This window comes from Hoeflea marina, assembly GCF_003182275.1.
Lineage (GTDB): Bacteria > Pseudomonadota > Alphaproteobacteria > Rhizobiales > Rhizobiaceae > Hoeflea > Hoeflea marina.
In genome coordinates this window covers 666,291-693,125 of record NZ_QGTR01000002.1, presented here as the reverse complement: position 1 = coordinate 693,125, position 26,835 = coordinate 666,291, and the positions used below count along the sequence as shown (strand labels likewise).

Sequence of the window (26,835 nt, the reverse complement as noted above, 5' to 3'; positions counted from 1 at the left end):
AGAACTGCTTTACCATTCACTTCCAAAAATCCTCTTACATGATGTGAGCAGGATTTCCTGGAAATCTCCAATTTCCTAAATATTTTCTCCAAATCTTTTGTTTTCAATTCGCTGATCATCAGTACAATGAATCCAGAAACCTAAATAAAAATTTCACATATGACCCCATTTCTTTTTCCGGATCACGACCTCTTAGATCGTCATAATAACCCGCTATCAAAGATTTCAATGCCTCTCTTGCTTGAAGCTCATCCGTTCCATCCGCAAACAAATAGGGCTGGCCAACGACTTCAATGTAGCAGGAATTTTTCGCTCGCTTAATCCAAACCGGTATCGCTTTTCGGATCTCGTCGTCTACCGTTGGCAGCATTAGTGAGAGCTTGAACCCGGAATCTCTAAACTCCGCCAACTGCTCCGCATCATAGTCAACCAAAGTATCTAGGGACACCACAGGGACATGGTAATCTTTCTTCTCTCGCGATGCGCCCTCGTAGGCTTCGAACAGCAAAGCCCGAAGAGTAGATGTGCGGTCTGACCGCTTCGCCCTCTCTATCCAATCCTCAAATTTTGCTTCTTGTTCTTCTCTTCCAACCGATCTATCAACCATATCATCAAACGTTGATCGTTCGGATTCTGATATTTCATCCCCCTCGAAGAAACTTGAGTAGCCAGCAACAAAAGCCGGATAATTGGTTTCTCTTAACCAACGAGCAACAGCAACTCCACCTTTATTATGCTCTTCGCGTCGTTTACTTGATTCGCTTAAATCGATATCCGCAATAACTAAATCGAAGTGCGGAAGAGATCTTGCGGCATGAATCGCAGCATCTGGATCTCGTACACCCAGTATCGGCCCACACCCGAACGTCTCCAGATAGCCTTTTTTAGCCGCCAAGTTTTTCTCATTATCCTCAATAAGCAATACGGATACACTCATATAGAAATGACCTTCTTCAGTAAAATGTCGAATACAGTTTTTCCTCTATATTCGATCAAGCTCATATGGCCACCATGGTCGGCGACAATTTTGCGCGAAACATACAGACCCCAGCCACTACCCTCAACTCCTTTTGTAGTGATATCTTTCGCAAATACTAAGTCCTCAACAGGCGAGACGTGGTCATTTGCACTGGTGCGAAGGCCTGCAACGTCAATTCCACCAGCGTCATCTTCAAACCTAACCGCTACACTAAGAGCATTTTCTTGATAGTTGTGCAACCTAGCTCTAATATTTCGATTTCCTTGTCTCCGAGACCCAGCGAAAGCGTCTACAGAGTTGAGCAAGAGATTAAGGAATACCTGCTTGAGATGATCAGGGTAACACTCTATCTCTGCATCTCTATCTATCCACCTCACGTCTACGTTATTTTTAACAATCCGCCCTCGGACCTGCATCTTCGCGCTCTCAAATAGCGAACTCACATTCACCCGTTTTAGCTTTCGGGCAGGTGGCCTGATTGCTGATTTGATATCATCTAGCGATTTGAAGCAGGAACCAATTGATGCGTCACACTCCGAAAGGATGCCGCTTACTTTCATTCGGGTTTTATTGTCAAGATCGCCTTTCAAAATTCGGCCTGCAGTTAATATATAGGTCTTTAATGTATCTAAGTCTGCACGCGCCGAGTGTCTCGCCGCTTGGGCAATCTCGACTGCCGTGAGGATTTGCGATATCCTCACGTCATCTTGCAAATCCAATGCGGCCGTCGCCGAACGGGAGAAATTCGTCAATGAAACTCCTATTGAATTTGCGAGACTCAGAAAGCCCAATTTTTCAAGCGAGGAGAAGACATAATCACGAGGTATAGCAAAAGATAGCACGCCAATAGTTTCAGACCCCACATTCACCGGCGAAAAAACCGCAGATTTGACGCCTTTTTGCATCCGCCTGTGGAAAAATAGATGACTTACGTCATCGGCAGATGCTGTTACAACTTCATTTTTATCCAAGCACTCTTTAAAAAACGGGCAGACGGATGTATCTCGAATATCTTCAATGTCCCAGTCCGAGTTCTGATAAACCTCGCCGGACCAATCGTTCCAATGAAAAACTGTTTTCAGGCCCACACCGTGACGTGCACGAAATGCCCCAGCAGGCATACCAGAACTCTCTTTCGCTAAATTTCTCAAGTCACTATAAAAGTCAAACTCATCTTGCAGATAATCGACTGGAGCACTTGACTTCTCAAGTAGATCCGAAACGAATTTCCTATTAAATATCAATACTATCAAACTTGAAACATAATCTATTTCACTGGACACATCAACATCACAATCAAGCGCTAAGAATCCACATTTTGTTGAATTTCTATAGCAAATGAAATTCCTATATTCAGGATCATTACAGTCGCCCTCACTGGGAAAATTGGCATGTCCAGCAAGGCTGATGACTTCGAAATTGTCTTTCAACCTATTGTATAGGTACATTGCGCAACCGCGAACAGGGAATTCCTTCACCACATAATTACAAATCAAAAATGCTGCCTGATTTATATCAGTGTTCTCGTAAACAAATTTATTCAAGCGAATCAAATTGTCATAATTCATTAAGCTACCTCCAAAGTTCGTCACACTGACTGGCAAGCAACGATTTAAGAAATTACATTAAAGCAAATTGGCAGACAACATAAACTTAATAGATTTTTCGGAATGTCCAAACTTCTCGATTAATTCCTATGATTTTTCTGATCAGCGACGCGCCTCAAAACAAAAATTCGATATTCGCTTGCGTGGTTAGAGAAAATTCGATGCGCGCGTCTACGGAGAGCTCTATGGCTCACGGCAAATCAAACCGCCCCCCTCAGAGTCTGACTCGAAAAGAATTTAGGAATAGCAATGCCTTGCGAGACGCCTAGTCAGCAGACGGATGTGGGTGATCATGATCCACGCCTCGGCTGAGGCATGGACTTTTCGACGTCCTTGGTCAGTCTCCGGCATCTGCCGAGCCAGGCGAAGGTCCGCTCGACGACCCATCGGCGTGGCAGGAGCTCGAAGCCTTTCGCCTTATCGCTGCGTTTGATGATTTCGACCGTCCAGCGCCCGATCTTCTTCAGCCGCCGCTTCAACTTATCGCCCGCATAGCCACCATCGGCAGAGACATGCAACAACCATGGCCACCTGTGGCGGATGGATTTCAGAAGATCGGGAGCACCATCGCGATCCTGGACATCGGCACCATGCACCATGAGGCCGACCATCAGGCCGAGTGTATCGGCGATGATATGGCGCTTGCGGTCCTTGATCTTCTAGCCCGTGTCATAGCCCCGGATACCGCCGCTTTCCGTGGTTTTGACGCTCTGACTATCGATGACACCTGCCGTCGGGCTTGCCTCTTTGCCCTCCAACTCGCGTGCTTCCATCACGAGATGATGGTTGATGCGTGTCCAAAGTCCGAGGGCCCGCCATTCGTAGAAATAGCGCTGAACGGTTGAACAGGGCGGGAAATCCTTAGGCAACATCCGCCACTGGCAACCGGTCGTGGCGATGTAAAGCAGAGCGTTCATGATCTCGCGCAAATTCGTGGTCCGGGGGCGTTCCAAGCGGCGGGGCATGGGCAAAAGGGGCTGAACGAGCCCCCATTCCCGATCCGTCATATCGGTTGCGTAGCGGGCCGTTCGCCGGGCATATTGCCGTCGGGTGGTTTCAGTCCAGGCCATCGTGAACTCCATCGAATCTTTGCAAATCCGAAGGAATCATAACCTGTTGAAATCACCCACCTCTTTTTGAGGCAGCTTCTTAGAAATTGGGCGACCGACCTACTGGCAGTGTTTCTTCGCCATGAGTGAGATCGCGGCACGAACGGACCCAATCTCGGCGCCGTCATCCCAAAATGCGAGAACATCGCTGATACTGCAAACCTCGACCCTTGCCCGGTGGCCTTTCATACCATTCCTGACCCTGAGAACACCACACTTCTCCATCGTCTCCAACAATTCCGCTGCCAGATAGGAGTTCTTTTTCTGGAGTCGAGAAAGCACCCCTTCACGTCGGACATCTAAGAAGGTGTTGTCTCGCGAATTCAGAAGTCGGAGCGCCTCGCGCACAAGGACCTTGATGTCGTTGATGGTAACTTTTCTGGTTGATGCGCGCGAGCTCCGATTATCAAATGTTGAACGTGCTTGCATCGTCTTAAAGATGCAGCCTTCATCCCGTACTTCATCGAAGTTCTCACAGTTCAACACTTCGAAGTCACCACCAAAAGAACAACCTACGAACTTCGTGTCCGTATCAAAATTGCAGTCACGGAAAACAACATTCTCAAAAATGCAATGGGAAAATTCAAATCCCGAAAACTCAAACCCCTCAAAATGGCATGCAAATTCCAAGTTCTGAAATCGTTTCTTACCTGACATGAATATTTCAGAAATTAGCGTTCCCACTTCCGATCGATTTAGGTGGAACGTTTTCTTACCACAACAGGCTAATAAAAGAAGAAGACCCTGCGCCGAACGCCCTCGATAATGCTGCTGGACCCTCACAGCCAGAAAATACTCTTTAAATGTTGAAATCGTCGCATAGAAAGATGCAATATCAGAAAACAATTCTGCCGAAGTGTCCTTAAGATTGTTAATTTGCGAAAAATATTCGTCAATTCCAATAAAATTATCATTGTCCTTAAATATATACTCAGCGAGCGCCTTCGCTCTGAGATAGTCGCTCATTCCGTGGAACAGAAATGACTTACGATTTCCATAATTGCTGATAAAATGATGAGAAAGCATCCCCTCAAGAGCGTCCTCATCAAGATCATATAGCTGCATTATAGAAGTAAATTCTTCGACCGAAAATACATCTCCGTGAAGAAGGCTCAACGAAAACAAAACTCCGCACTGGGTCGGAAATGATATTCCGCTCTTTCGAACTTCTCGGTTACCAGCCGCAATAATAATACCGTCGAGTGGGTCTAACCGGTTCAAGAATTCTTCTTTATCGTAGTCTCCCCCTTTACGATGGGTTGCACTAAGGCACACGAGACGAAGAATATATGGCGACTGTGAGAACCGGACGGCGGAAACGTAATTTTTACTAGATGAAGTCGCCTTGCTACTATCAACTATAGAAAGTGTTTGGTCCACGAACTTCCGGTCACCCGAATGCAATTTGAACCAGCGCTCCAAGAACGCCTCTCTCTGGCCGGCATCAAAAGGAAGTACCTCAAACTCATGAAGCTTCATTCGTTCAGACATTCGTACGTCCGCCCAGAACGTTGACCGACTTGTAAAAATAGCCTTTCCGGCACTATCTTCCTCGAACAGACTCTCTATTTGATCAATAATATCAGCGACCGACGCCTCGGTATAAGCATCCGTACAAAGCTCGTCCAAGCCATCAAAGATGGGTAGAATTGCGCCTCGAGAAATCAAATGCTCAATCGCATCATCACCAATCGCGGAGTTCGGATAAGCGTTGGCAACCGCCTCTGAGCAAGCGCTTCGAACAGAAAAACGCCTTTCATTTACCAGTTTACGCCAATGACTAGAGTCAATATATATCGGTAGACGAGTAATATTTTTTCGTGATTGAACCGTATTTACAATTTCCTTGCAAAACGTTGTTTTCCCGAATCCAGCACTCCCCGTGATGATAGCGACGCGATCCGAAGACGTTTCCGCTCTTATCCATCCAACTACTGCATTTGTCGCATCATGATTCTCACGCGTTTTCATATCCTTGATTGTTGGCTGAATATATATCTCCTCAGTTGGCCAGGCACTTCGGCTACCAAATTTTCGTTCAGCATTCCTAAAGAGGATTTCATCCTCAGTATCAACGCGCTTTATGTTACGCTCTAAAAGTATTTCTTTTATTCTATCGCGCTCCTGAATTGTAGTAAGTATAGCAGCGGATGGCATTATCTTTACCGTATCGAGCTCCCTCTCAAGCTGTGCCTTCGATGAGAAAGATCTTACCTGTAGAATATTCACTACGCGGTCATCAAATGCCGTATCTTCCCGGCCCTGCCAAAAGCTGCAAGTATCTAATTGGTTTTCAATAGGACTTGAGAGGCCTAAGAAACCAAGTGTCTGCGCAAAATCACCCATAGTTAGCCTTTATCCATTATTTCTAGACAATTCTGAATGTAGATTTCAGAATTTGAGTTTGCTTTTGACTGTCCTTCTTCGATTGTAATTATCGCTTTTAACGAAACGTTATTGCACCACAACGCGGTCTTATCATTTATATACATCTCCTGCAGAGATCCTACGTCAAACTCAAAAATACCGCCGAGCACGGGATGCGCTCTGAACTCCAACTCGAGTTGCTGCTTCACATCGGAAGCGGTGTAATGAATACAGTAATTTCGGATTTGGTTTTGAAGAGACACGTCCGCCATGAGCTCCGGAGAGACCGCAGGAAGCGAAACTTCTAGTCTTTCGCAAATGTGAAGATCTACAAAGTTTTTGTAACCTAGTTTTGTCATTCTCTTCTTTTTTTTTGAGAAATACGTATCACGTTCGGAGAAATTTCTTTCATGAATTTGAATGAAATAAAATTCATTCAGATAGATTTCAAGACAGGTCTTGCTGAGTATAATTGATGCCGAATGACATGAAAGTCTGTCGGCTTCGCGGCGCGGAGAATTTTTTGCCTGTTCCCTTGCAAGTTTAAGCATGTGTCGCCAATGCCCAAAAAAAATAGGATCCTTCATATTATTACCCCAGTTTACATAACGCCGGCTTTTCGCCCCAATGAATTTTGGGCCAATAGGCAAGAAATAAACAGCAGTGTTTACCGAGGGTACAGAAATTTCCATTTCTCCACGAATCTGCTATAGATTTCTACATGCCCGCCCATCGAAGTTACAATACTGATACCGACGTTCGCAGTTCTACCTTAGAAAGGCAAGGCAGGAACAACGTTTAGTGTTTCTGACCTGATATACAGCATGAACTTTCGCGCGTGGCCACCCCCCTCACCCATACCGCGCCGCCGTCAGGCCCTCGAAATCGATTTCCGGGGTCTTGCCGAGCACCTGGTCGGCCACGGCGCGGCCGGAGCCGCAGGCCATGGTCCAGCCGAGCGTGCCGTGGCCGGTGTTGAGGTAGAGATTGTCGTAGCGCGAGGGGCCGAGAACCGGCGTGCCGTCGGGCGTCATCGGCCGGAGCCCGGTCCAGCCTTCCGCCTTGGAAATGTCGCCGCCCCTGGGGAACAGGTCGCTGATCACATGCTTGACGGTGTTGGTCGCGTGTGGGCCGAGCCGGTTGGAGTAGCCGGCGATCTCGGCGGTGCCGGCGACGCGGATGCGGTCTCCCAGCCGGGTGATGGCGACCTTGTGGGTCTCGTCCATGATGGTCGATTGCGGCGCGAACGCATCGTCGGTGACCGGCAGCGTCACCGAATAGCCCTTGACCGGGTAGACCGGCAGCTTGACGCCGATCGGGTTGAGGATCTTCGGGCCGTAGCTGCCGAGCGCGCAGACATAGCGATCGCCGGTGATGCGCCCGGCGATCTCGGTGTCGACGCCGGCGATGCGGCCGTTCTCCACCGCGATGGCGCGGATCGACTGGCCGTACTGGAACTCGACGCCCATTTCGGCGCATTTTTCCGCCAGCGCGATCGTGAACATTCGGCAGTCGCCGGTGCGGTCGGCGGTGAGCCGCAATCCGCCGACGAACTTGTTGCGCACCTCGGCCAGCGCCGGCTCGGCTTCGATGCAGGCGTCGCGGCCGAGCACCTCGTAGGGCGAATCATATTCCGCCAGGATCTCCTGGTCGGCGCGCGAATCCTTCATCTGCTTGGCGGTGCGGAAGAGCTGCAGCGTGCCCTGCTCGCGGCCGTCATACTCGATGCCGGTCTCGGCGATCAGTTCGGGCATGACGTCGCGCGAATAGTTGGAGATCCGCACCATCCGGCCCTTGTTGAGGCGGTAGCTTTCGTCGTTGCAGTTGCCCAGCATCTGCAGGCCCCACATCCACATGGTCGGGCTGATCAGCGGCCAGATGAACAGCGGCCGACGCTTCATGAACAGCCATTTGAGCGCCTTCAGCGGCACGCCCGGGGCCGCCCAGGGCGAGGTCATGCCGTAGCTGAGTTCGCCGGCATTGGCATAGCTGGTCTCGAGGCCCGGCCCGGCCTGCCGGTCGAGCACCACCACCTCCGCGCCGCCCCTGGCCAGATAATAGGCGGTGGTGACGCCGATGACACCGGCCCCCATTACGATAACTCTCATGGCTGGCGGTCCTTCCGGCTCGTGTCACGTTCACTCACCCGAAGCCTAGCCGATCCCGCCGCCAACCACCACCGCTGTATCCGAAGCAGGCCGCCGGATCCGGCTGCGAGGCAAGCGCTGCCGCGAAGCGGCCCCGATCAGGCCGCGACGCGGGGCGACAGGATCAATCCGCCGCGGTCAGCCGCAGGATCTCGGAGGAGCCCGAGCGGCTTTCCGTGACAGCATAGACGGCACCATCGGGACCGACCTTCACGTCACGGACCCTTGCACCGATCGGCACGCGGTCTTCAAACGCGACCCTGTCGTTGTCCAGGTGAACCACCACCACATCCCGGGTGACGAGCCCGCCGATCAGGAAGGCGTTCTTCCACTCGGGAAACTGGCTGCCTTCATAGTAGGCCATGCCCGAGGGGGCGATCACCGGGTCCCAGTAGTAGACGGGTTGTTCGGTGGCTGTTGTGGCGGTCACCCCGTCGCCGATCGGCTCGCCGCTGTAGTCGATGCCGTAGGTCACCTCGGGCCAGCCATAGTTGAGGCCGGCCTGCGGGCGGTTGAGTTCGTCGCCGCCGCGCGGCCCATGCTCGACCGTCCACAGCCTGCCCTCGCCATCCAGCGCCGCCGCCTGCAGGTTGCGGTGGCCAAGGCTCCAGATCTCGGGCAGCGCGCCCTCCTGATCCAGGAACGGGTTGCCCGGCCAGGCCGCGCCCGACTGGTCGATGCGGAAGATCTTGCCCAGGCCGCTCGACAGGTCCTGCGCCTGGTCGCGGACCTCGGCGTCGGAGCGCTCGCCGACCGTGACATAGAGTTCACCTTCCGGACCGAAGACGAGACGCGACCCGTAATGCGCCCGTCCGTCATAGGTGGGCGTCTGGCGGAAGATGACGGACGGATCCTCGAGCCTTCCGCCGCCATCGTCATCGAGCACCAGCCGGGCGGAGGCGACCGAGGTGCCGTTGCCGCCGTCGCGCGGCTCGGAGAAGGACAGGAAGATCCGGCCGGTCTCGACGAAGTCCGGCGCCAGCGCGACATCGAGGAGCCCGCCCTGGCCCGAGGCATCGACATCCGGCACGCCCGAAATCGCCTGGCCAACCTCGCCGTCCTGGGAGATGACGTGCAGGGCGCCCGCCTTTGCGGTCACCAGCATGCGCCGGTCGGGCAGAAACTCCAGCGCCCAAAGACGCGGCAGGCCGGTGGCGACGACTTCGGAGGCGATCTCCGGCGACGTTTGCGGTTGGGGCGCACGGGTCTGATCAGCCGATTGCGGCTGCTGCTGAGGGGCATTGGCAGGGCGGGCGTCGACCGGTGCGTTCTGGGCAAAGGCCGGCAGGGCTAACACTGCCCCCGCGAGCAAGGAGGTCGCTGTGAAAAGGGTGGTGGACTTCATCGCTCTTTTCCTTTCGGGTCACGTCTGCGTCAGCCGCGCTCTTCCGTCGGCTCCTGAGCCAGATCTCGCCCGAGCGGGCAAAAGCAACCGTTGCCGGTCCGATTTATGCGCGGAACCCATCGAGAATTGAATCGACCGGCTCCCGAGAGGGCCGACGCGCGTCGTGGTCCGGACTGCGAACGGGAGATGTTGGCCAGCATGGCCGGACCGGCCGGATTTTGCAGGCTCTGCAGCACCTATTGCAAATGGCCGGCGGCCTCGTCGCGCAGATGGCGCATCAGCGCGCGCATGGCGGCCTCCGCCGCCGGCTCGTCGGCCGCGCAGATCGCACGCATCACGGCGATGTGCAGGCCGGCCGAGATGGCGGGACCGGTCGCGGCGCCGAAACGGAACCAGAGCCGGCGCGAATGGGTCTGCAGAGGCGTCAGCACACGGGTGATGAAGGGATTGGGGCATGCATCGGCGAGCACCTCGTCGCAAGCCTTGTCGGCCTTGAGGAAACTCTCGACATCACCATCGCTTGCCGCGTCCTCCATGGCGTCGATGATGACGGCCAGGCGCTGCCGGTGGCCGGCGTCCGCATGGCGGGCGACGCTGGCCGCCAGCACAGGCTCGAGCACCAGGCGAGGTTCCATCACGCGCTGGTAGTCCTCCGGCCTGATGTCGGTGACGAGGATTCCGGAGCGGGGCCGGATTTCGATCAGGCCTTCCCAGGAAAGCCGCTGCAGCGCCTCGCGAACCGGGGTGCGGCCCAGTCCGACGAGATCGATGAGCTGTCGCTCGGTCACACTCATGCCCGGGCGCAGGTCCAGCGTGACGATACGCTGCTCGAGATCGCGATAGGCTGCATGGGCGTGGGATTGCGTCGGTTCCATGACTGCTCCTGATGACTGTCCAACTGATATATCAGGACTTGACAAAAGGCAAGAAGCTCGACATCCTGCTGATATATCAATTCCAGATGGAGGGCTTGCAGATGTGGCGTGGTGTTTTTCCGGCCGTGACAACCAAATTCAAAACCGATGGCGAGCTCGACCATGCGGAAATGGAGCGCTGCTTCGGCCTGCAGATGGAGGCCGGGGTTGACGGCATCATCGTCTGCGGCTCGCTGGGCGAGGCCATGACGCTTGAGCCATCGGAGAAAATCGAAATTCTCAAGCTCGCCAGGTCGGTGGCCGGCGGCAAGCCGGTGCTGATGACGATCTGTGAAAGCGCCACGCGGCGGGCAGGCTCCCGCGCGAGGGATGCGGCCGCCGCAGGCGCCGACGGCTTCATGGTGCTGCCGGGCGTGCCCTACAAGTCGGCGCCGCACGAGACGCTCATGCATCTGCGTGCCGTGGCCGAGGCCGGCGATCGGCCGGTGATGGTCTACAACAACCCGGTCGCCTATGGCGTCGACGTGACGCTCGACATGTTCGAGGAACTTGCCGGCGACAAGCGCTTCGTGGCGATGAAGGAATCCACCGACGACATCCGTCGCATCACCGACGTGTTTTCGCGCTTCGGCGACCGTTTCGACGTCTTCACCGGCGTCGATAACCTGGCGATGGAAAGCCTGGTGATGGGCGCGCATGGATGGGTCGCCGGCCTCGTCGTCGCCTTCCCGAAGGAGACCGTGGCGATCCATCGCCTGGTGCTCGCCGGCCGCCTCGACGAGGCACGCGAAATCTACCGCTGGTTCCGGCCGCTGCTCGACCTCGATGTCTCCACCAATCTGGTCCAGAACATCAAGCTTGCCGAAGCCATCGCGATCAAGTCCAACGACCGGGTGCGCGGGCCGCGCATGCCGCTGCAGGGCGCCGAGCGCGCCCGGGTGAGCGGCATCGTCGAAAAGGCGCTCGCCAGCCGCCCGACCCTGCCGCTCGACCTGCCGGCCAGCGCCGCCGCCTGAGCGGACCGCCCCTGCCGAACCCGGAGCGCCCTCTCCGCGGGGGCGCTTCGCGCGTCGCGGCGCGCGGACGGTCTTTTTCCGCCGCCGCCCATCGATCACGGAACCTTTCGTTCATTCATTCGTTGAGAGTGCACGGCACGCCATGCCGCGCGAACCTGTTCCCCGGACACAGGTCGGTTGGGCGTGATTGTTCAAAATCAATTTAGGACTGCGCTGATGTTTACCACCCTCATGTCGATCATCCTCATGGTCATCGGATTGGCACTGGGGGGCGGCGGCATCTGGCTGGCATGGCTCGGCGGGTCGTGGTTTTTCATCGCCCTGGGGCTCGCGCTGCTGGCCTGCGCCTTTCTGCTCTGGACACGACGCCCCGCAGCGCTTGCGCTCTACGCCGCCACCCTGGTGGTGACACTCGCCTGGTCGGTCTGGGAAGTCGGTCTTGACTGGTGGGCACTGTCGGCACGGGGAACCCTGCTGGTGATCATCGGCATCGTCCTCATGATACCGCCGGTGGTGCGCTCGCTGCATCCGCAGGGCATGCCGCGCCGGCGCTACGGACTGCCGAGCGCCGCGCTTGCGGCATCAATCGTCATCGCCGGCCTGGTGGCTGCCTTTGCCGTGCGCGAGCAGCCCCACGACACCGCGGGCGCCTTCAGCGACGAGCGCATGCAGCAAAGCCCGGTGATTAAGACCGCCGGCGTTCCCGACGGCGAATGGCAGGCCTACGGCCGCACCCCGTACGGGCGGCGCTATTCGCCGCTCGGCCAGATCACGCCGGACAATGTCGCCGACCTGCAAGTCGCCTGGCATTACCAGACCGGACAGGTCCGGAACGCCGACACCGACCCGGTGGAAACCACCTATGAGGTGACGCCGCTGGTGGTCGCCGACACCATGTATGTGTGCACCCCGTTCTCGACGGTGATCGCGCTCGACCCCGTGACGGGCGAGGAGAAATGGCGCTTCGACCCGCTGCTCAAGCAGCCGCCGACGGCAACGACGCAGCACATGACCTGCCGCGGCGTGAGCTATTTCGACGGCGCCAGCGATGCCGCAAGGGCCGCACTGACCGATACCGGCTCTGCGGCCACCGGGGCCGGCGCCGGCCCCATTGCAGCCGATACGACCGAAACCGCCGCAGCGCCGGCGGCGGCAGGGACTCCCCAGGCGACCGAGACACCGGCCGGCGAAGCACGCCTGGCCGACGAAAGCGCAGCCGGCGTGACCACGGAGGCCGCCGGCGTGGCGGAGAATGTCGTCACCGGCCAGGCCGCGCCGTCCGCGCCCAATCCACGGGTCGAGCGCGAGCCGGCCTCCGTACCGGCCGCAGCGCCGGGAGCGGACTGCATCCGCCGCATCTTCGTGCCGACATCCGATGGCCGACTGATCTCGATCAGCGCGGAGACGGGCGAAATCTGCCCGGGCTTCGGCGGCGAGGACGGCACCGTCAACCTCTGGGCCAACATGCCCAACATCACCCCGGGCTCGGCCTATTCCACCTCGCCTCCGGTGGTCACCGCCAGGGCGGTGATCGTCGGCGGCACTGTCAACGACAATGCCTCCACCACATCGCCCTCGGGCGTCATCCGAGCCTATGACGTCTACACCGGCGAACTGCTGTGGAACTTCGATTCGAAGAAGCCCGACCAGACTGCGCCGATCGCCGAAGGCGAGACCTATTCGGAGAACGCGCCCAATTCCTGGAGCGTGTCGTCCTACGACCCCGAGCTCAACCTCGTCTACCTGCCGATGGGCAACCAGTCACCCGACCAGTATGGCGGCAACCGCAGCGCCGAAGTGGAGGCAATCTCGTCCTCGGTGATCGCGCTCGACGCCGACACCGGCGAACTGCGCTGGACCTACCAGACGGTTCACCACGACCTGTGGGACATGGACGTTCCGGCGCAGCCGAGCCTGATCGACCTCACCATCGACGGCGCGGCCGTTCCGGCGCTGGTGCAGCCGACGAAGCAGGGCGAGATCTTCGTGCTCGACCGCCGAACAGGCGAGCCGATCCTGCCGGTGACCGAGGCGCCCGCCCCTGCCGGCGCCGTCGAGGGCGACACCACCGCCCCGACGCAGCCGATCTCGACCATCTCGTTCAATCCCAAGCCGCTGACGGAGGCCAGCATGTGGGGGGCGACGCCGCTCGACACGCTCTATTGCCGCATCCGCTTCAACCAGCTGAACTACGAGGGCCGCTACACCCCGCCCAGCGAAAGGGGCACCATCGTCTATCCGGGCAATTTCGGCACCTTCAACTGGGGCGGCGTCGCCGTCGATCCCGAGCGGCAGGTGATGTTCGCCATGCCGGTCTATCTCGCCTTCACCTCGCAGATGATCAAGCGCCCGGACGACACCACACGGGTTGTGACCGCGGAGGGTCAGCCCGTCTTCAACGAGAATCTCGGTTCGCCCTTTGCGGCCAAGATGGGCACATTCACCTCGCCCACCGGCCTGCCTTGCCAGCAGCCGCCCTGGGGCTATGTCGCGGGCGTTGACCTGACCAGCGGCAAGACGGTCTACCAGCACGTCAACGGAACGGTGCGCGACCTGGCGCCGGTGCCGCTGCCCTTCGAAATGGGGGTCCCGGGCATCGGCGGACCGATCGTCACCAAGGGCGGCGTCGCATTCCTGTCGGGCACCCTTGATTATTACGTCCGGGGCTACGATCTGCAGACAGGCGCCGAAATCTGGCGGTCGCGGCTGCCGGCCGGCGGTCAGGCGACGCCGGCGACTTATCTCGGCCGCGATGGCCGCCAGTATCTGGTGGTGGTCGCCGGTGGACACGGGTCGACCGGCACCAAGGCGGGCGACTCGATCATCGCCTACGCCCTGCCGAACTAGACGGCGCCCCTCGCGCGCTCCGATTCAATCGCGCGGCCTCCGGCCGCGCCCTCATTTCCGGGACCAATCCCCATGACCCAATCCCCCGATCACAACCGCCGCTTCGTGCTGGCCAGTCGCCCGAAGGGCGAGCCGGACGCGAACACCCTTCGGCTCGAGACCGTGGATGTTCCCGTGCCCGGCCCCGGCCAGATGCTGCTTCGCACCGAGTTCCTGTCGCTCGATCCCTACATGCGCGGCCGGATGAGCGACGCAAAGTCCTATGCGGCCTCGGTGGAGATCGATGCCGTTATGGTCGGCGGCACGGTGGCCAGGGTGGTCAGGTCGAATCTCGATGCGTTCAGCGAGGGGGACTGGGTTCTCAGCTTCAACGGCTGGCAGGACTACGCGCTTTCCGACGGCACCGGCGTCACCTCGCTCGGCCGCGAGCCGGCGCATCCGTCCTGGGCGCTCGGGATCATGGGCATGCCCGGCTTCACCGCCTGGGCCGGCCTGACCCAGATCGGCAAGCCGAAGCCCGGCGAGACGATCTGCGTGGCCGCCGCCACCGGCCCTGTGGGCGCCACGGTGGGCCAGATCGGCAAGATCCTCGGCTGCCGCGTCATAGGCGTCGCCGGCGGAGCGGACAAATGCGCTTACGCCGTCAAGGACCTGGGCTTCGACGCGTGCCTCGACCACAAGGCCGACGATTTCGCGGCACAGCTCAAGGCAGCCACGCCGGACGGGATCGACGTCTACTACGAGAATGTCGGCGGCAAGGTGCTCGACGCGGTGATCCCGCAGCTCAACACCGGCGCGCGCATGCCCGTCTGCGGCCTGGTCTCGCAGTACAACGCCACCAGCCTGCCCGAAGGTCCCGACCGGATGAACTGGCTCATGGGGCAGATCCTGCGCAAGCAATTGACCGTCCGTGGCTTCATCATCTTCAACGACTTCGCCCCGCTCTATCCCGAATTCGCCAAGGCGATGGGCGCCTGGATCGGAGCCGGCAAGATCGTCTACCGCGAAGAGATCATCGACGGGCTGGAAGCGGCGCCCGAGGCCTTCATCGGCCTGCTCAAGGGCGAGAATTTCGGCAAGCGGGTGATCCGTGTCGGCTCCACCACTCCAACTCACACAGGAACATGACATGAAGATCCTCATGGTACTCACCTCGCACGACAAGCTCGGAGACACGGGCGAGAAGACCGGCTTCTGGCTCGAGGAGTTCGCTGCCCCCTACTATGCGCTCAAGGACGAGGGCGCCGAGGTCACGCTCGCCTCGCCCAAAGGCGGCCAGCCGCCGCTCGATCCGAAGAGCGACGCCGACGACGCCCAGACGGACGCGACGCGCCGCTTCAAGGGCGATCCGGACGCCCAGAAGGCACTGGCCTCGACCGCAACACTTGCCGACGTCACGGCCGACGGATTCGATGCGATCTTCTATCCGGGCGGCCACGGCCCGCTGTGGGACCTGGCCGAAAGCGCCGACAGCAAGCGGCTCATCGAAGCCTTCGCGGCGGACGATCGACCGATCGGCGCGGTCTGCCACGCGCCCGGCGTCTTCCGCCACACCATGGGCGCCAACGGCAAGCCCCTGGTCTTCGGCAAGCGGGTCACCGGCTTCACCAACACCGAAGAGCAAGCGGTCGGCCTCACCGAGGTCGTGCCATTCCTTGTCGAAGACATGCTCAAGGCCAAGGGCGGCCGCTACGAGAAGGGCCCGGACTGGGGCTCCTTCGTACTGGTCGACGGCAAGCTGGTGACCGGGCAGAACCCCGCGTCGTCGGAAGCCGCAGCACAGGAACTGCTCAAGCTGCTCGGACACTGACGAGGGGCTGGTCGGGTTGCGAGGGCATTGACTTCGCGACCCGGCCGCCGCCGCGCCGGGCCGGATGCGGCGCCCGGCTGTCGACGGCTTTTTTGGACTTCGCGCATTGACACGAATTTTCTCCGGCCATAAACATGATTTAAATATTCATGTTTAGAGAGCCCCGCCGTGGACGCACAGGACATCAAGGCCGTTGCAGCACTTTATCTGGCGCGCCCGCCGGAACGGCTGGTGCTGGAGGGGTATCGCCACTGGACCCATGGCCTGTCTCAGCGTTCGCCGGACCGCGTCGAGGCACTTGCCACGCTCTATGACGCCGCTCTGGGTCCCCGGGATGCCGGGCCGGTGCTTTCCGCCTTCCAGGACTTCATCTGCATTGCCGGCCTGTGCGCCCGCTGCCCGCTCCGGATGATGGCGAGCGGATGCGTCGGGCTGTGCCGGGACGAGGCCCTGATCCTGGGAATCGTCTCCGGCCTTCAGCATGACGACAACGAAGCAACAGCTGTCTGCCTGCGCGCCATCGCCCACCCTGCCCGCGCCGACCAGATGGCATTCTCGGCCGGAGCCTATGCCTTCTTGCTGCGCGGCCGCGGGCTGACGCTGATGCCGATACCGACCGGTGCCCTGGAAGGGGTGCTTTCACCGAACCGTCATCCGGACGCCGCAGAGATGCGCTCGGGGACGACATTGCATTGACGGGGAGAGATCAATGACACGCACCACCCTATTCGCACTCGCGCTGCTCGGCGGCGCCAGCACGCTGGTCCTGCCGGCCCAGGCCGCGCCGACGCAGGCCGAAGTGGCTTCGCACTATGCCGACGTGGCGCTGGCCAAGTACACCGACTCGCTGACCACGGCCGGAACGCTGAAGGACGCGATCGACGCGTTCCTCGCCCAACCGAGCGAGGAGAGCCTGAAGGCCGCGCGCGCTGCCTGGATCGACGCCCGCGTGCCCTACCAGCAGACCGAGGTCTACCGGTTCGGCAATGTCATCGTCGATGACTGGGAAGGACGGGTCAATGCCTGGCCGCTCGACGAGGGCCTGATCGACTATGTCGATGCCTCCTACGGCGCAGAGAACGACGAAAACGCGCTCTACACCGCCAACGTGATTGCCAATCCTTCGGTCATCATCAATGGCGAACCGGTCGATGCCTCTGTCATCACGCCCGACTTCCTCGCCGACACGCTGCAGGAAGCCGGCGATGTCGAGGCCAATGTGGCCACCGGCTATCACGCCATCGAATTCCTGCTCTGGGGCCAGGACCTCAACGGCACCGGCCCGGGCGCTGGCAACCGTCCCTACACCGATTACGTCGTCGGCGAAGGCTGCAGCAACGGCAATTGCGACCGCCGCGCCGCCTATCTGAAGGCTGCCGTCGATCTGCTGGTCGCCGATCTCGACGAGATGGTCGGCAACTGGGAGGAAGCCGGCGCCGCTCGCAAGGCGCTCGCCGATGACCCGAAGGCCGCCATGGTCGCCATCCTCACCGGAATGGGCTCGATGTCCTACGGCGAACTGGCCGGCCAGCGCATGAAGCTCGGCCTGCTGCTGCACGATCCGGAGGAGGAGCATGACTGCTTCTCCGACAATACGGCCAATTCCAATCTCTACGACACGGTCGGCATCGCCGATGCCTATACCGGCAGCTATACCCGCATCGACGGCAGCAAGCTCAGCGGACCTTCGGTCTCCGATCTGGTGGCCGGGAAGGATGCGGCGCTCGACGAGGAACTCAGGGCGAAGCTCGCCGGGTCGGTCGAGCTGATGCACGTGATGACCAAGCGCTCGGAAACCGTGGAAGCCTACGACCAGATGATCGGCGAAGGAAATGCCGAGGGCAATGCCGTGGTCCAGGCGGCCATCGACGGCCTGGTCGACCAGACCCGCTCGATCGAGCGCGTCATCGCCACGCTCGATCTCGGCACCGCCGCCTTCGAGGGTTCCGACAGCCTGGACAACCCCAACGCGGTCTTCCAGTAGGCCTTCCGGCCGGAGTCCCCGCCCGGGCGGGGCGCCGGCCGATCCGGCGGTTTCGCCGCATGGTCTTTGAGGCCGCCAGACCGTAAAGATGGCCAGCGCCCGAAAGGCGCGGGCCATTTGCAATGACAGGACAGACAATGACGCGCCCAGGCCGGAGAGGAATTGTGGCCCTTGCTGCCCTTTGGGTCGCGGCGCTGCCTGTGGCCGCCGCCGGCCAGCCCGCGGATGCCGGCGCGGCACGGCTTCACCCGCCCGGCCAGGTGACCTCGCCGACTGTCGAGCCGGAAACCCCCGCGCCGTCGAAGCTCGGAACCGTGCGCACGGACCTGAGCAAGAAGGATCTGGCGCGGGTGCGCGCGATCACTGCTCCGCCCACGGATTTCTCAAGGGCCGAGGCGTTCGAAGCGATGTCCGGAGGCGCGGCGACATCGACCAAATTGCCCAACCGGTCGGCCTTCTCGCATTTCTCCGCCAATCTCAGCTTCGCCGAGCAACGCGACTTCAATCTTGGCGACGGGCTGTTCCGCAAGCTATGGGTCTCCTCGCCCTCCTCCACGCAGGCCTCCGACGGGCTTGGGCCGCTGTTCAATGCGCGGTCCTGCCAGAGCTGCCACCTCAAGGACGGCCGCGGCCATCCGCCGGTGGACGGCGAGGCGAACACCATGTTCTTCCGGCTGGCGCGGCCGGCGACAAGCGATGCCGAGCGCGCCGCCCTTGCCTCCTATGTGGCACTGACCATTCCCGACCCGACCTATGGCGAACAGCTGCAGGATCTCGCCGTGCCCGGACTTGCCTCCGAAGGCCGGATGACGGTCGAGTACACCGAGGTTCCGGTCACCCTCGGCGACGGCTCGACCGTTTCGCTGCGCCGGCCCAGCTATGGCGTTGACAACCTCGCCTACGGTCCGCTCGATCCGGGCACCACGCTGTCGCCACGGGTGACGCCGCAGATGATCGGCATGGGTCTGATCGAGGCGATCCATCCCGCCGACATCATCGGCCGGGCCGACCCCGACGACGCCGACGGCGACGGCATTTCCGGGCGCATCGCGCTCCGGCGCGACGGCAAGGGCGAACTCGAGATCGGCCGCTTCGGCTGGAAGGCGCAGAATGCCCGCATCCGCGAACAGACCGCCGGCGCCTTTGCCGGCGACATCGGCATCTCGACGCCGGACGCACCCTATTCGCATGGCGACTGCACCGCCCGGCAGGCCGACTGCCTGGCGCTGCCGACCGGCGTACAGCCGCGGCTTGGAACCGTCGAGGCGCCCGATCCGGTCCTCGATCTCGTCACCTTCTACTCGCAGAACCTCGCCGTGCCGCAGCGCCGCAATGTCGACAGGCCGGAGGTCCTCGCCGGCAAGCAGCTGTTCCAGCAGTTGGGTTGCGCCTCCTGCCACACGCCGAAATTCGTCACCCGCCGCGATTCCGAGCACAAGGCGCAGTCGTTCCAGCTGATCTGGCCCTATTCGGACTTCCTCCTGCACGACATGGGCGAAGGCCTTGCCGACGGACAGACGGTGGGGGCTGCCTCGGGCACGGAGTGGCGCACGCCGCCGCTCTGGGGCATCGGCCTGACCGAGACCGTCAGCGGCCATACGAATTTCCTGCATGACGGCCGCGCCCGAAACCTCACCGAAGCCGTGCTCTGGCACGGCGGCGAAGCGCAGGCCGCACGCGACGGCTTTGCCGGTGTCGATCCATCCGAGCGTGACGCGCTGCTTGCCTATCTGGAGAGCCTGTGACCCATTCCCGCTTCTCTCTCGCCGCCCTCTGCCTGGGCGTTTTCCTCAGCGTCGCGGCAGGGAGCGCGGCGCATGCCGCCGCCGACCGCTCCGAGGTGATCGAGCGGGTCATCAGCCACGGGATCCGCCCCGGCTTCGAGGCGTTCGCCGGCTCGGCCGAACGGCTGGCCGCCGCCACCCATCAGCTCTGCTCGGCGCCCGACGCCGAAAAATTCGCGGCAACCACTGCGGCATTCGCCGACCTGATCGACAGCTGGAGCCGGGTCGAGTTCATCCGTCTTGGCCCGCTTGCCGCCGACAACCGGCTCGAGCGCGTGATGTTCTGGCCGGATCGGCGCAGCCGCGGGCTGGCGCAGGTGCAGGAAGCCATCCGCACCGGCGACGACAGCGTCACCGATCCGGTGGCGCTTGCCGGCAAGAGCGTCGCGTTGCAGGGCCTTCCCGCGCTCGACTTCGTGCTCGCCGGCACCGGCAGCGAGGAGATTGCGGCGGGCACCGCACCGATGCGCTGCGCCTTCGCGGCCGCCATTGCCGACAATGTCTCAGACATCGCAGGCCAGTTCACCGCCGAATGGAACGATCCCGATGGATTCTCCAGGCTGTGGCTCGAGCCGGACGCGCTCAATCCGATGTTTCGCGACGGCGACGAGCAGCTGAGCCGGCTCCTGACGATGATCGGCGACGGCATCGAGCTTATCCACGTGCAACGGCTCGAGCCGGTGGTGCAGGACAGCCGCAAGGCGATGAAGCCGAAGGCGGCGCTGTTCTGGCGGTCGGGCAATTTCGGCCGGACGCTCGGCGGCAACATCGAAGGCCTCGAAAGCCTGTTCGTGGCAGCGCAGTTGCAGGACCTTGTTCCGGCCAGCGATGCGCGCCGGCTCGACGGCACTCTGTTCGGCTTCCACGAGGCCAGGGCCGTGTTTGCCGAGGTACCCGGGGACATCGCCGGACTCGCCACGGACGAGGCGGGGTACAACCGCCTCGCCTATGGCGACATCGTGCTGACGGGTCTGATCGACAATTTCAAGGAAACGATCCCGGTGATGTTCGGACTCATTTCCGGGTTCTCCACGCTGGACGGCGACTGATGCACCTCTTCTCACCCACTCCCCTGATCGACCGCCGGCGGTTCCTCGCCGGGTTCGGCGCCGGCGTGGCGGGCCTGCTTGCCCCGGGGGCCGCCCGCGCCCTCGAGCGCTCGGACGCGCTGTTTGCCTCCGCCTACATGACCCGGGACGGCTATGGCGTCGCCATGCTGACCGAACGCGGCGAGATCCTGCACAGGACACCGTTGCCCGATCGCGGCCACGACGTGGTGATGGCGCCGGACGGCAGCTCGGCCATCGCCTTCGCGCGGCGGCCGGGCACCTTCGCCGTCAAGTTCGACCCCGCCGGCAGGACGCCGCCGCTGACGATATCCTCGCCGGAGGGCCGGCATTTCTACGGCCACGGCGCCTTCTCGCTCGGCGGCCGGCTGGTCTATGCGACGGAGAACGATTTCGACGCCGCCCGTGGCATGATCGGCATCTATGACGTCGCCGACCGCATGACCCGGATCGGCGAGTTCGAAAGCCACGGCGTCGGCCCGCACGACATCGAGATCATGCCCGACGGCCGGCACATGGTGATCGCCAACGGCGCCATCGAGACCCATCCGGACATGGAGCGGGTGCAGCTCAATCTCGCCACCATGAAGCCCAATATCGCCGTGATCGAGATCGCCACCGGTGCGCTCGTCGCCCGCCACGCGCTGGCGCCGGAGCTGCACCAGCTGTCGCTCCGCCACATGGCGCGCGACGGCAGGGGGCGGGTGTGGTTCGCCTGCCAGAACCAGGGCGACGCGACCCAGGTGCACCAGCTGGTCGGCCATCTCTCGGCGGACTTGTCGGCGCTCAGGCTGATCGACCTGCCCGAGGAGCCGCTGGTGAGCCTGCGCGGCTATGTCGGCTCGATCGAATGCAACGCCACGAGCGGCCTGGTGGCCATCACCTCGCCGCGCGGCAATGTCGCCATCAGCTTCGAGGGCGACAGCGGGCGGATCGTCGACGAGCTCCGGATCAGGAATGTCTGCGGCGTGGCGCCCCATGGCGCCGGCTTCATCCGCTCGACCGGCGAAGGCGAATTCGCCGAGGCCCGGCTCGACATCGGCTTCGACAACCACATCGCAGTCGCGCGGGGCTGACGGCAGGCAGCGGATCAACGCCGCAGGTTGCCAGCGCCGCTCGGGCACGCCGTGCCGCATGCCGCCGGTTGCTTCCGGCAGCAAAGGCGAAGATTCTTTCTCTTCCCGCGCTCTGCCCCTTGCCAATCCCGCATTACATTCATATCTCCATATATAAATGATCTTGGATAGGAGAATGACATGAACATGGATCGACTGATCTTCGCGTTTGCCGGCGCCATGGTGCTGGTCTCGGTGGCGCTCACCGTCTGGGTTTCACCCCTGTTCGTCTGGCTGACGGCGTTCATCGGCGCCAATCTGCTGCAGACCGCGTTCACCGGCTTCTGCCCCGCGGCGGCGATCTTCAAGCGGTTCGGCGTCAAGCCGGGCTGCGCCCTGTAGGAGGCCCAACGGCGCCGGCTGCGATCGTCCCTTCGCCGGCGCGAGCGATTCCGGTTCATTCAATCGCGGACGCGCTGCAGGTCCTTGAGTTGTCGCTTCGTCCTCCGACGACGTGAAATTCACCGCGCCGGCGGCGGACCGACGGAAGCGCGCTCGACCAGCGGGCATTCGAGCTTGGTGATCGGGTGCCGCCTGGCGCCGGTGGCCGGAATGTCGATGCGTTCCACCGCCCACATGCCCATGGCGCGGTGCGGCAGGATCGACGAGGTGAGCGGCGGGTGCATGTGGCGGGCGATTTCCTCGTCGTCATAGCCGATGACGGAGATATCCTCCGGAATCGACAGCCCCGCCTCCTTGAGCGCCTCGTAGCAGCCGATCGCGGTGCGGTCGTTCTGGCAGAAGATCGCCGTCGGCCGCTCCGCCAGCGCCAGCAACCTGACGGTCGCCGCGTAGCCGGCGCTGGCCGACCAGTCACCCTCCACCACCAGATCCGGATCGAACGGAATGTCGGCCGTCGCCAGCGCCCGCCGGTAACCCTTGAGCCTGTCCTGCGCCGCCTCCATCCAGGGTTCGCCGGTGATGGTGGCGATGCGCTTGTGGCCGTGGCGGATGAGATGACGGGTCGAGCTTTGCCCGCCGGCGATCTCGCTGGGGACCACGGCCGGAAAGGCATGGTCGGCGGTGTAGCAGTTGAGCAGCACCACCGGGATATCGACCGTCCTGAGGTAGTCCGGAACGACGATCTCTCGGGTGAAGATCGCCATGTAGATGAGCGCCGATATGCCCTGCGATGTCAGCGCCTTGAGCGTGCGCGGCTCCATGTCCGGATCGCAGAGCGTCTGCGCCACCAGGATGACATTGCCGGCGTTCCAGGAGGCCTGGCGGGCGCCTTCGATGGCGACGACCGCCTCAGGGCTCGTGGCGAGCTGGTCCACGGCGAAGCCGATGACGCCATCCATCAGCGGAAACTGCGCCGGACTTGCGGCCTTGACCGGAAAGGTGGGCGACAGATATCCCATCGTCCGCGCCGTCTCCAGCACCCGGTCGCGGGTCTGCTGCGACAGCTTCATGCCGGCGGTGCGGTTGAGAACGAAGGAGACGGTCGCCTGCGAACACCCGGCGGCCTTGGCGACGTCCGTCATTGTCACCCGGCGGCGCAGGGTGCTGGACTTGCTGCCGGATCTCTTTGCCACTTTGCTGTCAGTCATCTTCACTTGTCTTCCAGAACGGACGCGCACAATCGCGATATGCCCGACTCGTGATGCGAATCGGACTCATACCGACATCTGTGACTTTCTCTTCAAACGTACAATTATTGCAAAGACTTGCACAAGCAAGAAGCGCGGGGCACCGGTGCCATTCCGGGCGAACGGACGCACGGGAGCGCGTCCGTTCCATTGCGCGACGGGAGTTCTACTTCGCGCAAATACCCGGATCGTCGAGCGTGCACAGGTCGAGGCCGGTGAACTTCGGATCCTCGACAGTGCCGCCGTCGATCAGGGTGATCAGGATATCCGGCGCCTCATTGCCCATCTGATAGGGGCGCTGGCCGATCTGGAAATGGCTGCGACCCTCCTGGAACGCCTGGATCTGCGGCGGCAGCGTATCGCCCGCCAGAATGATCAGATCCTTGCTCTTGAGCTTGTCCATCACCTGGTCGGTATTCTGGGCATAGGCCTGCGGACCGAACTGGGCCCAGCCGCCGACGAGAACGAAGGCGGTGAGGTCCGGATGGGCGGTGAAGACGTCGGCCATCTGCTGGTTGGCGGTCGGGATGTCGTCATTGGTGAAGACCGGGCAACCGTCGATCTCGGTCCAGCCATTGGTGTCGCTCAGCCGATCGACGCCCTTGCTGCCGGCGATGGTGTCGCGGAAGCCTGCGGCGCGCTCGTTGATGTTGGCCGCCGCCACGTTGCCGAGCTGCAGGCAGACCGTGCCGCCCTCCGGCTTGAGCTTCTGGAGCTCGGTGGCCATGCCGACGCCCATGTCATAGTTGTTGGTGCCGAAATAGGTCTTGCGCAGGTCCTTGTCGGCGGGCAGCAGATCGGCGTCAACCGTCATGATCGGCATCGACGGGGCGGCCGAACGCAGCATGTTGGCCATGGCCGGCGCATTCGAGGGTGAAATGGCGATGCCGGCGACGCCGCGGTTGATCAGGTCCTGGACGATCTGCACTTCACCCGCCTCGTCCGAACTTAGCGCCGGGCCGGTGTAGAGGCATTCGTATTCGGAATCGGCGTGGGCGGTGTTCCAGTCGGCGCAGCCCTGCCCCATCACGGTGAAGAACGGATTGTCCAGTCCCTTCACGACGACGGCGAGAATCTTCTTGTCGGCGGCGTGCGCCCCTCCGGCGAGGGCCGCGATGACGGCCATTCCGGCTATTGCAAGCATTGGCTTCTTCATGATTTCCTCCTCCTCTGGTGACTTTGTCCACAATGGACTCCGGCCGATTCAGCCCGCGTACCAGACCTTGCGCGGATCATCCGCGGCCCTTTGGTAAGCAAAAGCAGCATCGACAAGGCGAATGGGGTCATATCCCGGCTCCCAGTCCAGCAACTGCCGGGCCTTTGAATTGTCGAGCCAGTTGGAATGGAACGGCGTCCTGATGCGGACGCCCGCAAGGCCGCGGCTGGCGCGGAGATGGGCAGCGATGGCGGCGTAATCCACCGGCCGGTTCATGGCGACATTGAAGAGCTGGCGGGACGCGCGGGGATGGTCGAGCGCGGACACGATGGCTTCCGCCAGGTCGGTCACATGGATGAAATTGCGCTTGAGCGGATCGCCGCGGCTGTCGAGCAGAACCGGCACCTTGCCTTCGGCATGGTGGCGGGCGCGATCGGCGGGGCTGATCAGCGTATCCCAGTCCGGTCCGCCGAACTGGTCGGGTCCAAAGCTCAGCGCGTGGCGGAAATCGTCCTTCTCCATGATCCACGGCGCACGCAGGCAGCAGCCGTTGATGCCGTACTGGATGTAGTACTGCTCCAGCATCACCTCCTCGAGCACCTTCGACAGCGCGTAGACTCCGGGATAGGGTCGCCTCTCGGAGGTCTCGGTAACGGGCTCGTCATAGGCGACGAAGCAGTGTCCGACCGCGCAATCGCCGCTGACGAGCAGGAACTGGCGCGCAGTCGGACTGGTCCGAAACGCCTCCAGCAGCCAGAACATGCCCTTGACGGACACATCCATGGCCTGCCGCGCATCCTCCTTGACGGTCGCCATATGCAGCACATGGGTGCAGCCGGCCACTGCCTGCCGGACCGTGTCGGCGTCGGCTATCGAGCCATGGATGGTCTCGACCCAAGGATGGGCGGCCACGGCGCGGTTGTGGCACAGTGCGCGGATCGTGGCGCCCGCCCAGCGCGGATCGCCAAGCAGGCGCTCCAGCAGCACCTGGCCGACCTTGCCGGTAGCCCCTGTAACCAGCAGAAGCATGATGCCCTCCTCCTGAATTAATAGTAATTAATTAGCCTTGGTTCAGTCAACAATAAAATCCCGCAGCAGTATCCGATTGCTTTCATTCGCTTTTCTGCAGTATCTCCAGGTTACCGGTCTCCCCGATTTGCCGCATTGACGCTGACGCGGATCGCATTCTATAAGTATATTAACGCACGCGACGCCCATGGGAGGGGGCCGGCATGGCGGTTCTGGAGCTGGAGGACATTTCCAAGCAGTATGGCGCGATCACCGCGCTCACCAACATTTCGCTGACACTCGAGGCGGGCCAGGTGGTCGGGCTGGTCGGCGACAACGGCGCGGGCAAGACGACGCTCGTCAAGATCATCGCCGGCAACTTTCATCCCACAAGCGGCCATATTCGCCTCAATGGCGAGCCCGTCAGCCTACACGGGCCGAAGGACGCCCGATCCAAGGGAATCGAGATCGTCTACCAGGATCTGGCGCTGGCCGACAACCTGACGGCGGCGGCCAACATCTTCCTCGGGCGCGAACTGACGCTGACGGCCAGGACCCCCGAGGAAGCCGAGCGGCCCTGGTACCGGCGACGGCGCTGGTGGCTGCCTGTTCCGGAAATCCTCGATTACCGCGGCATGTACAAGCGCGCAGGCGAACTGTTCATGGAGCTCAAATCGGAAACCCGGCCGCGCGACCTGGTGCGGCGCATGTCGGGCGGCCAGCGCCAGGCCGTGGCGATCGCCAGGACGCGGCTGTCCAATCCGCGCATCGTGCTGATGGACGAGCCCACCGCCGCCATCAGCGTGCGCCAGGTGGCGGAAGTCCTCAGCCTCATCCGCCGCCTTCGCGACCAGGGCATCGCCATCATCCTGATCAGTCACCGGATCCCCGACGTCTTCGCCGTCTGCGACCGGCTCGTGGTGCTGCGCAGGGGCGAAAAGGTCGCCGACAAGAACGTCGCCGACAGTTCGCCCGAAGAGGTGACCGGGCTGATCACCGGCGCCATCGAACGGGCATAGGAGACGCCGAC

The 26,835-nt window shown here is 61.2% G+C and carries 21 protein-coding genes and 1 pseudogene; 11 read left to right on the top strand and 11 right to left on the bottom strand.

Going from position 1 to position 26,835, the window contains the following annotated elements; translation table 11 throughout:
• Positions 1–118: 118 nt before the first annotated feature.
• The 8 genes and pseudogenes from DFR52_RS24225 to DFR52_RS09630 all read right to left on the bottom strand — a co-directional run bounded on the left by DFR52_RS24225 (position 119) and on the right by DFR52_RS09630 (position 10,429).
• Positions 119–937: a response regulator gene (locus tag DFR52_RS24225; protein ID WP_146215576.1), complete on the bottom strand. Its 819-nt coding sequence runs from the start codon at positions 935–937 to the stop codon at positions 119–121.
• Positions 934–2,547, bottom strand: a complete 1,614-nt coding sequence (locus DFR52_RS09660; protein ID WP_110031720.1) for an ATP-binding protein — start codon at positions 2,545–2,547, stop codon at positions 934–936. Before DFR52_RS09660 ends, DFR52_RS24225 begins: the two co-directional genes overlap by 4 nt.
• Positions 2,548–2,823: 276 nt before the next feature.
• A pseudogene (locus DFR52_RS09655) lies at positions 2,824–3,656 on the bottom strand (IS5 family transposase).
• A 99-nt stretch (positions 3,657–3,755) separates the two neighbouring features.
• A complete protein-coding gene (locus DFR52_RS09650) occupies positions 3,756–6,041 on the bottom strand; it encodes an NACHT domain-containing protein (RefSeq protein ID WP_110031719.1) in 2,286 nt (761 codons plus the stop codon).
• A 2-nt stretch (positions 6,042–6,043) separates the two neighbouring features.
• Entirely contained in the window at positions 6,044–6,754 is a 711-nt protein-coding gene (locus tag DFR52_RS24220; RefSeq protein ID WP_146215575.1) for a hypothetical protein, read from the bottom strand.
• Positions 6,755–6,913: 159 nt separating this feature from the next.
• The gene (locus tag DFR52_RS09640) at positions 6,914–8,170 is read right to left on the bottom strand and encodes a D-amino acid dehydrogenase (protein WP_110031717.1); all 1,257 of its coding nucleotides are present in this window, start codon (positions 8,168–8,170) and stop codon (positions 6,914–6,916) included.
• Between the two features lie 163 nt (positions 8,171–8,333).
• Positions 8,334–9,554 carry a PQQ-dependent sugar dehydrogenase gene (locus tag DFR52_RS09635; protein WP_110031716.1) on the bottom strand — a complete coding sequence of 407 codons (1,221 nt, stop codon included), beginning with the start codon at positions 9,552–9,554 and terminating at the stop codon, positions 8,334–8,336.
• 236 nt (positions 9,555–9,790) lie between these two features.
• Positions 9,791–10,429 (bottom strand): GntR family transcriptional regulator, encoded by a 639-nt coding sequence (locus tag DFR52_RS09630; RefSeq protein WP_110031715.1) that lies wholly within the window; start codon positions 10,427–10,429, stop codon positions 9,791–9,793.
• A gap of 101 nt (positions 10,430–10,530) precedes the next feature.
• On the opposite strand from DFR52_RS09630, the gene DFR52_RS09625 reads away from it, so the two are divergent.
• The 10 genes from DFR52_RS09625 to DFR52_RS09580 all read left to right on the top strand — a co-directional run bounded on the left by DFR52_RS09625 (position 10,531) and on the right by DFR52_RS09580 (position 22,394).
• Positions 10,531–11,445, top strand: a complete 915-nt coding sequence (locus DFR52_RS09625) for a dihydrodipicolinate synthase family protein (RefSeq protein WP_110032047.1) — start codon at positions 10,531–10,533, stop codon at positions 11,443–11,445.
• A gap of 216 nt (positions 11,446–11,661) precedes the next feature.
• Positions 11,662–14,292 (top strand): outer membrane protein assembly factor BamB family protein, encoded by a 2,631-nt coding sequence (locus DFR52_RS09620; RefSeq protein ID WP_110031714.1) that lies wholly within the window; start codon positions 11,662–11,664, stop codon positions 14,290–14,292.
• A gap of 72 nt (positions 14,293–14,364) precedes the next feature.
• Positions 14,365–15,420 (top strand): NADP-dependent oxidoreductase, encoded by a 1,056-nt coding sequence (locus DFR52_RS09615; protein ID WP_110031713.1) that lies wholly within the window; start codon positions 14,365–14,367, stop codon positions 15,418–15,420.
• A gap of 1 nt (position 15,421) precedes the next feature.
• Entirely contained in the window at positions 15,422–16,102 is a 681-nt protein-coding gene (locus tag DFR52_RS09610) for a type 1 glutamine amidotransferase domain-containing protein (protein WP_110031712.1), read from the top strand.
• Positions 16,103–16,270: 168 nt separating this feature from the next.
• Complete coding sequence (locus DFR52_RS09605) at positions 16,271–16,798, top strand: hypothetical protein (RefSeq protein ID WP_110031711.1); 528 nt, start codon at positions 16,271–16,273, stop codon at positions 16,796–16,798.
• A 13-nt stretch (positions 16,799–16,811) separates the two neighbouring features.
• Positions 16,812–18,086, top strand: coding sequence for an imelysin family protein (locus tag DFR52_RS09600; RefSeq protein WP_110031710.1), 1,275 nt, complete (start codon positions 16,812–16,814; stop codon positions 18,084–18,086).
• 137 nt (positions 18,087–18,223) lie between these two features.
• Positions 18,224–19,831 (top strand): di-heme oxidoreductase family protein, encoded by a 1,608-nt coding sequence (locus tag DFR52_RS09595; RefSeq protein WP_110031709.1) that lies wholly within the window; start codon positions 18,224–18,226, stop codon positions 19,829–19,831.
• A complete protein-coding gene (locus tag DFR52_RS09590; RefSeq protein ID WP_110031708.1) occupies positions 19,828–20,919 on the top strand; it encodes an imelysin family protein in 1,092 nt (363 codons plus the stop codon). Before DFR52_RS09595 ends, DFR52_RS09590 begins: the two co-directional genes overlap by 4 nt.
• The gene (locus DFR52_RS09585; RefSeq protein WP_110031707.1) at positions 20,919–22,013 is read left to right on the top strand and encodes a DUF1513 domain-containing protein; all 1,095 of its coding nucleotides are present in this window, start codon (positions 20,919–20,921) and stop codon (positions 22,011–22,013) included. The genes DFR52_RS09590 and DFR52_RS09585 overlap by 1 nt, the downstream gene beginning before the upstream one ends.
• Before the next feature lie 180 nt (positions 22,014–22,193).
• Positions 22,194–22,394, top strand: coding sequence for a YgaP family membrane protein (locus DFR52_RS09580; RefSeq protein WP_110031706.1), 201 nt, complete (start codon positions 22,194–22,196; stop codon positions 22,392–22,394).
• A 119-nt stretch (positions 22,395–22,513) separates the two neighbouring features.
• On the opposite strand, the gene DFR52_RS09575 is transcribed toward DFR52_RS09580, so the two are convergent.
• The 3 genes from DFR52_RS09575 to DFR52_RS09565 form a co-directional block, all read right to left on the bottom strand.
• Positions 22,514–23,602 carry a LacI family DNA-binding transcriptional regulator gene (locus DFR52_RS09575; protein WP_245415265.1) on the bottom strand — a complete coding sequence of 363 codons (1,089 nt, stop codon included), beginning with the start codon at positions 23,600–23,602 and terminating at the stop codon, positions 22,514–22,516.
• A gap of 205 nt (positions 23,603–23,807) precedes the next feature.
• The gene (locus tag DFR52_RS09570; protein WP_110031705.1) at positions 23,808–24,797 is read right to left on the bottom strand and encodes a substrate-binding domain-containing protein; all 990 of its coding nucleotides are present in this window, start codon (positions 24,795–24,797) and stop codon (positions 23,808–23,810) included.
• Between the two features lie 48 nt (positions 24,798–24,845).
• Positions 24,846–25,826 (bottom strand): NAD-dependent epimerase/dehydratase family protein, encoded by a 981-nt coding sequence (locus DFR52_RS09565; RefSeq protein WP_110031704.1) that lies wholly within the window; start codon positions 25,824–25,826, stop codon positions 24,846–24,848.
• A gap of 203 nt (positions 25,827–26,029) precedes the next feature.
• Between DFR52_RS09565 and DFR52_RS09560 the strand changes: the two genes are divergently transcribed.
• A complete protein-coding gene (locus DFR52_RS09560) occupies positions 26,030–26,824 on the top strand; it encodes an ATP-binding cassette domain-containing protein (RefSeq protein WP_110031703.1) in 795 nt (264 codons plus the stop codon).
• The last annotated feature ends 11 nt before the right edge of the window (positions 26,825–26,835 follow it).

Bases quoted from the DNA above. Each gene is read 5' to 3' on its own strand.
- DFR52_RS09560 (WP_110031703.1), top strand. From the start codon at position 26,030: ATGGCGGTTCTGGAGCTGGAGGACATTTCCAAGCAGTATGGCGCGATC.
- DFR52_RS24220 (WP_146215575.1), bottom strand. From the start codon at position 6,754: ATGGAAATTTCTGTACCCTCGGTAAACACTGCTGTTTATTTCTTGCCT.
- DFR52_RS09575 (WP_245415265.1), bottom strand. From the start codon at position 23,602: ATGACTGACAGCAAAGTGGCAAAGAGATCCGGCAGCAAGTCCAGCACC.
- DFR52_RS09585 (WP_110031707.1), top strand. From the start codon at position 20,919: ATGCACCTCTTCTCACCCACTCCCCTGATCGACCGCCGGCGGTTCCTC.
- DFR52_RS09595 (WP_110031709.1), top strand. From the start codon at position 18,224: ATGACGCGCCCAGGCCGGAGAGGAATTGTGGCCCTTGCTGCCCTTTGG.
- DFR52_RS09565 (WP_110031704.1), bottom strand. From the start codon at position 25,826: ATGCTTCTGCTGGTTACAGGGGCTACCGGCAAGGTCGGCCAGGTGCTG.
- DFR52_RS24225 (WP_146215576.1), bottom strand. From the start codon at position 937: ATGAGTGTATCCGTATTGCTTATTGAGGATAATGAGAAAAACTTGGCG.
- DFR52_RS09615 (WP_110031713.1), top strand. From the start codon at position 14,365: ATGACCCAATCCCCCGATCACAACCGCCGCTTCGTGCTGGCCAGTCGC.
- DFR52_RS09570 (WP_110031705.1), bottom strand. From the start codon at position 24,797: ATGAAGAAGCCAATGCTTGCAATAGCCGGAATGGCCGTCATCGCGGCC.
- DFR52_RS09635 (WP_110031716.1), bottom strand. From the start codon at position 9,554: ATGAAGTCCACCACCCTTTTCACAGCGACCTCCTTGCTCGCGGGGGCA.
- DFR52_RS09625 (WP_110032047.1), top strand. From the start codon at position 10,531: ATGTGGCGTGGTGTTTTTCCGGCCGTGACAACCAAATTCAAAACCGAT.
- DFR52_RS09620 (WP_110031714.1), top strand. From the start codon at position 11,662: ATGTTTACCACCCTCATGTCGATCATCCTCATGGTCATCGGATTGGCA.
- DFR52_RS09650 (WP_110031719.1), bottom strand. From the start codon at position 6,041: ATGGGTGATTTTGCGCAGACACTTGGTTTCTTAGGCCTCTCAAGTCCT.
- DFR52_RS09640 (WP_110031717.1), bottom strand. From the start codon at position 8,170: ATGAGAGTTATCGTAATGGGGGCCGGTGTCATCGGCGTCACCACCGCC.
- DFR52_RS09600 (WP_110031710.1), top strand. From the start codon at position 16,812: ATGACACGCACCACCCTATTCGCACTCGCGCTGCTCGGCGGCGCCAGC.
- DFR52_RS09610 (WP_110031712.1), top strand. From the start codon at position 15,422: ATGAAGATCCTCATGGTACTCACCTCGCACGACAAGCTCGGAGACACG.
- DFR52_RS09660 (WP_110031720.1), bottom strand. From the start codon at position 2,547: ATGAATTATGACAATTTGATTCGCTTGAATAAATTTGTTTACGAGAAC.
- DFR52_RS09580 (WP_110031706.1), top strand. From the start codon at position 22,194: ATGAACATGGATCGACTGATCTTCGCGTTTGCCGGCGCCATGGTGCTG.
- DFR52_RS09630 (WP_110031715.1), bottom strand. From the start codon at position 10,429: ATGGAACCGACGCAATCCCACGCCCATGCAGCCTATCGCGATCTCGAG.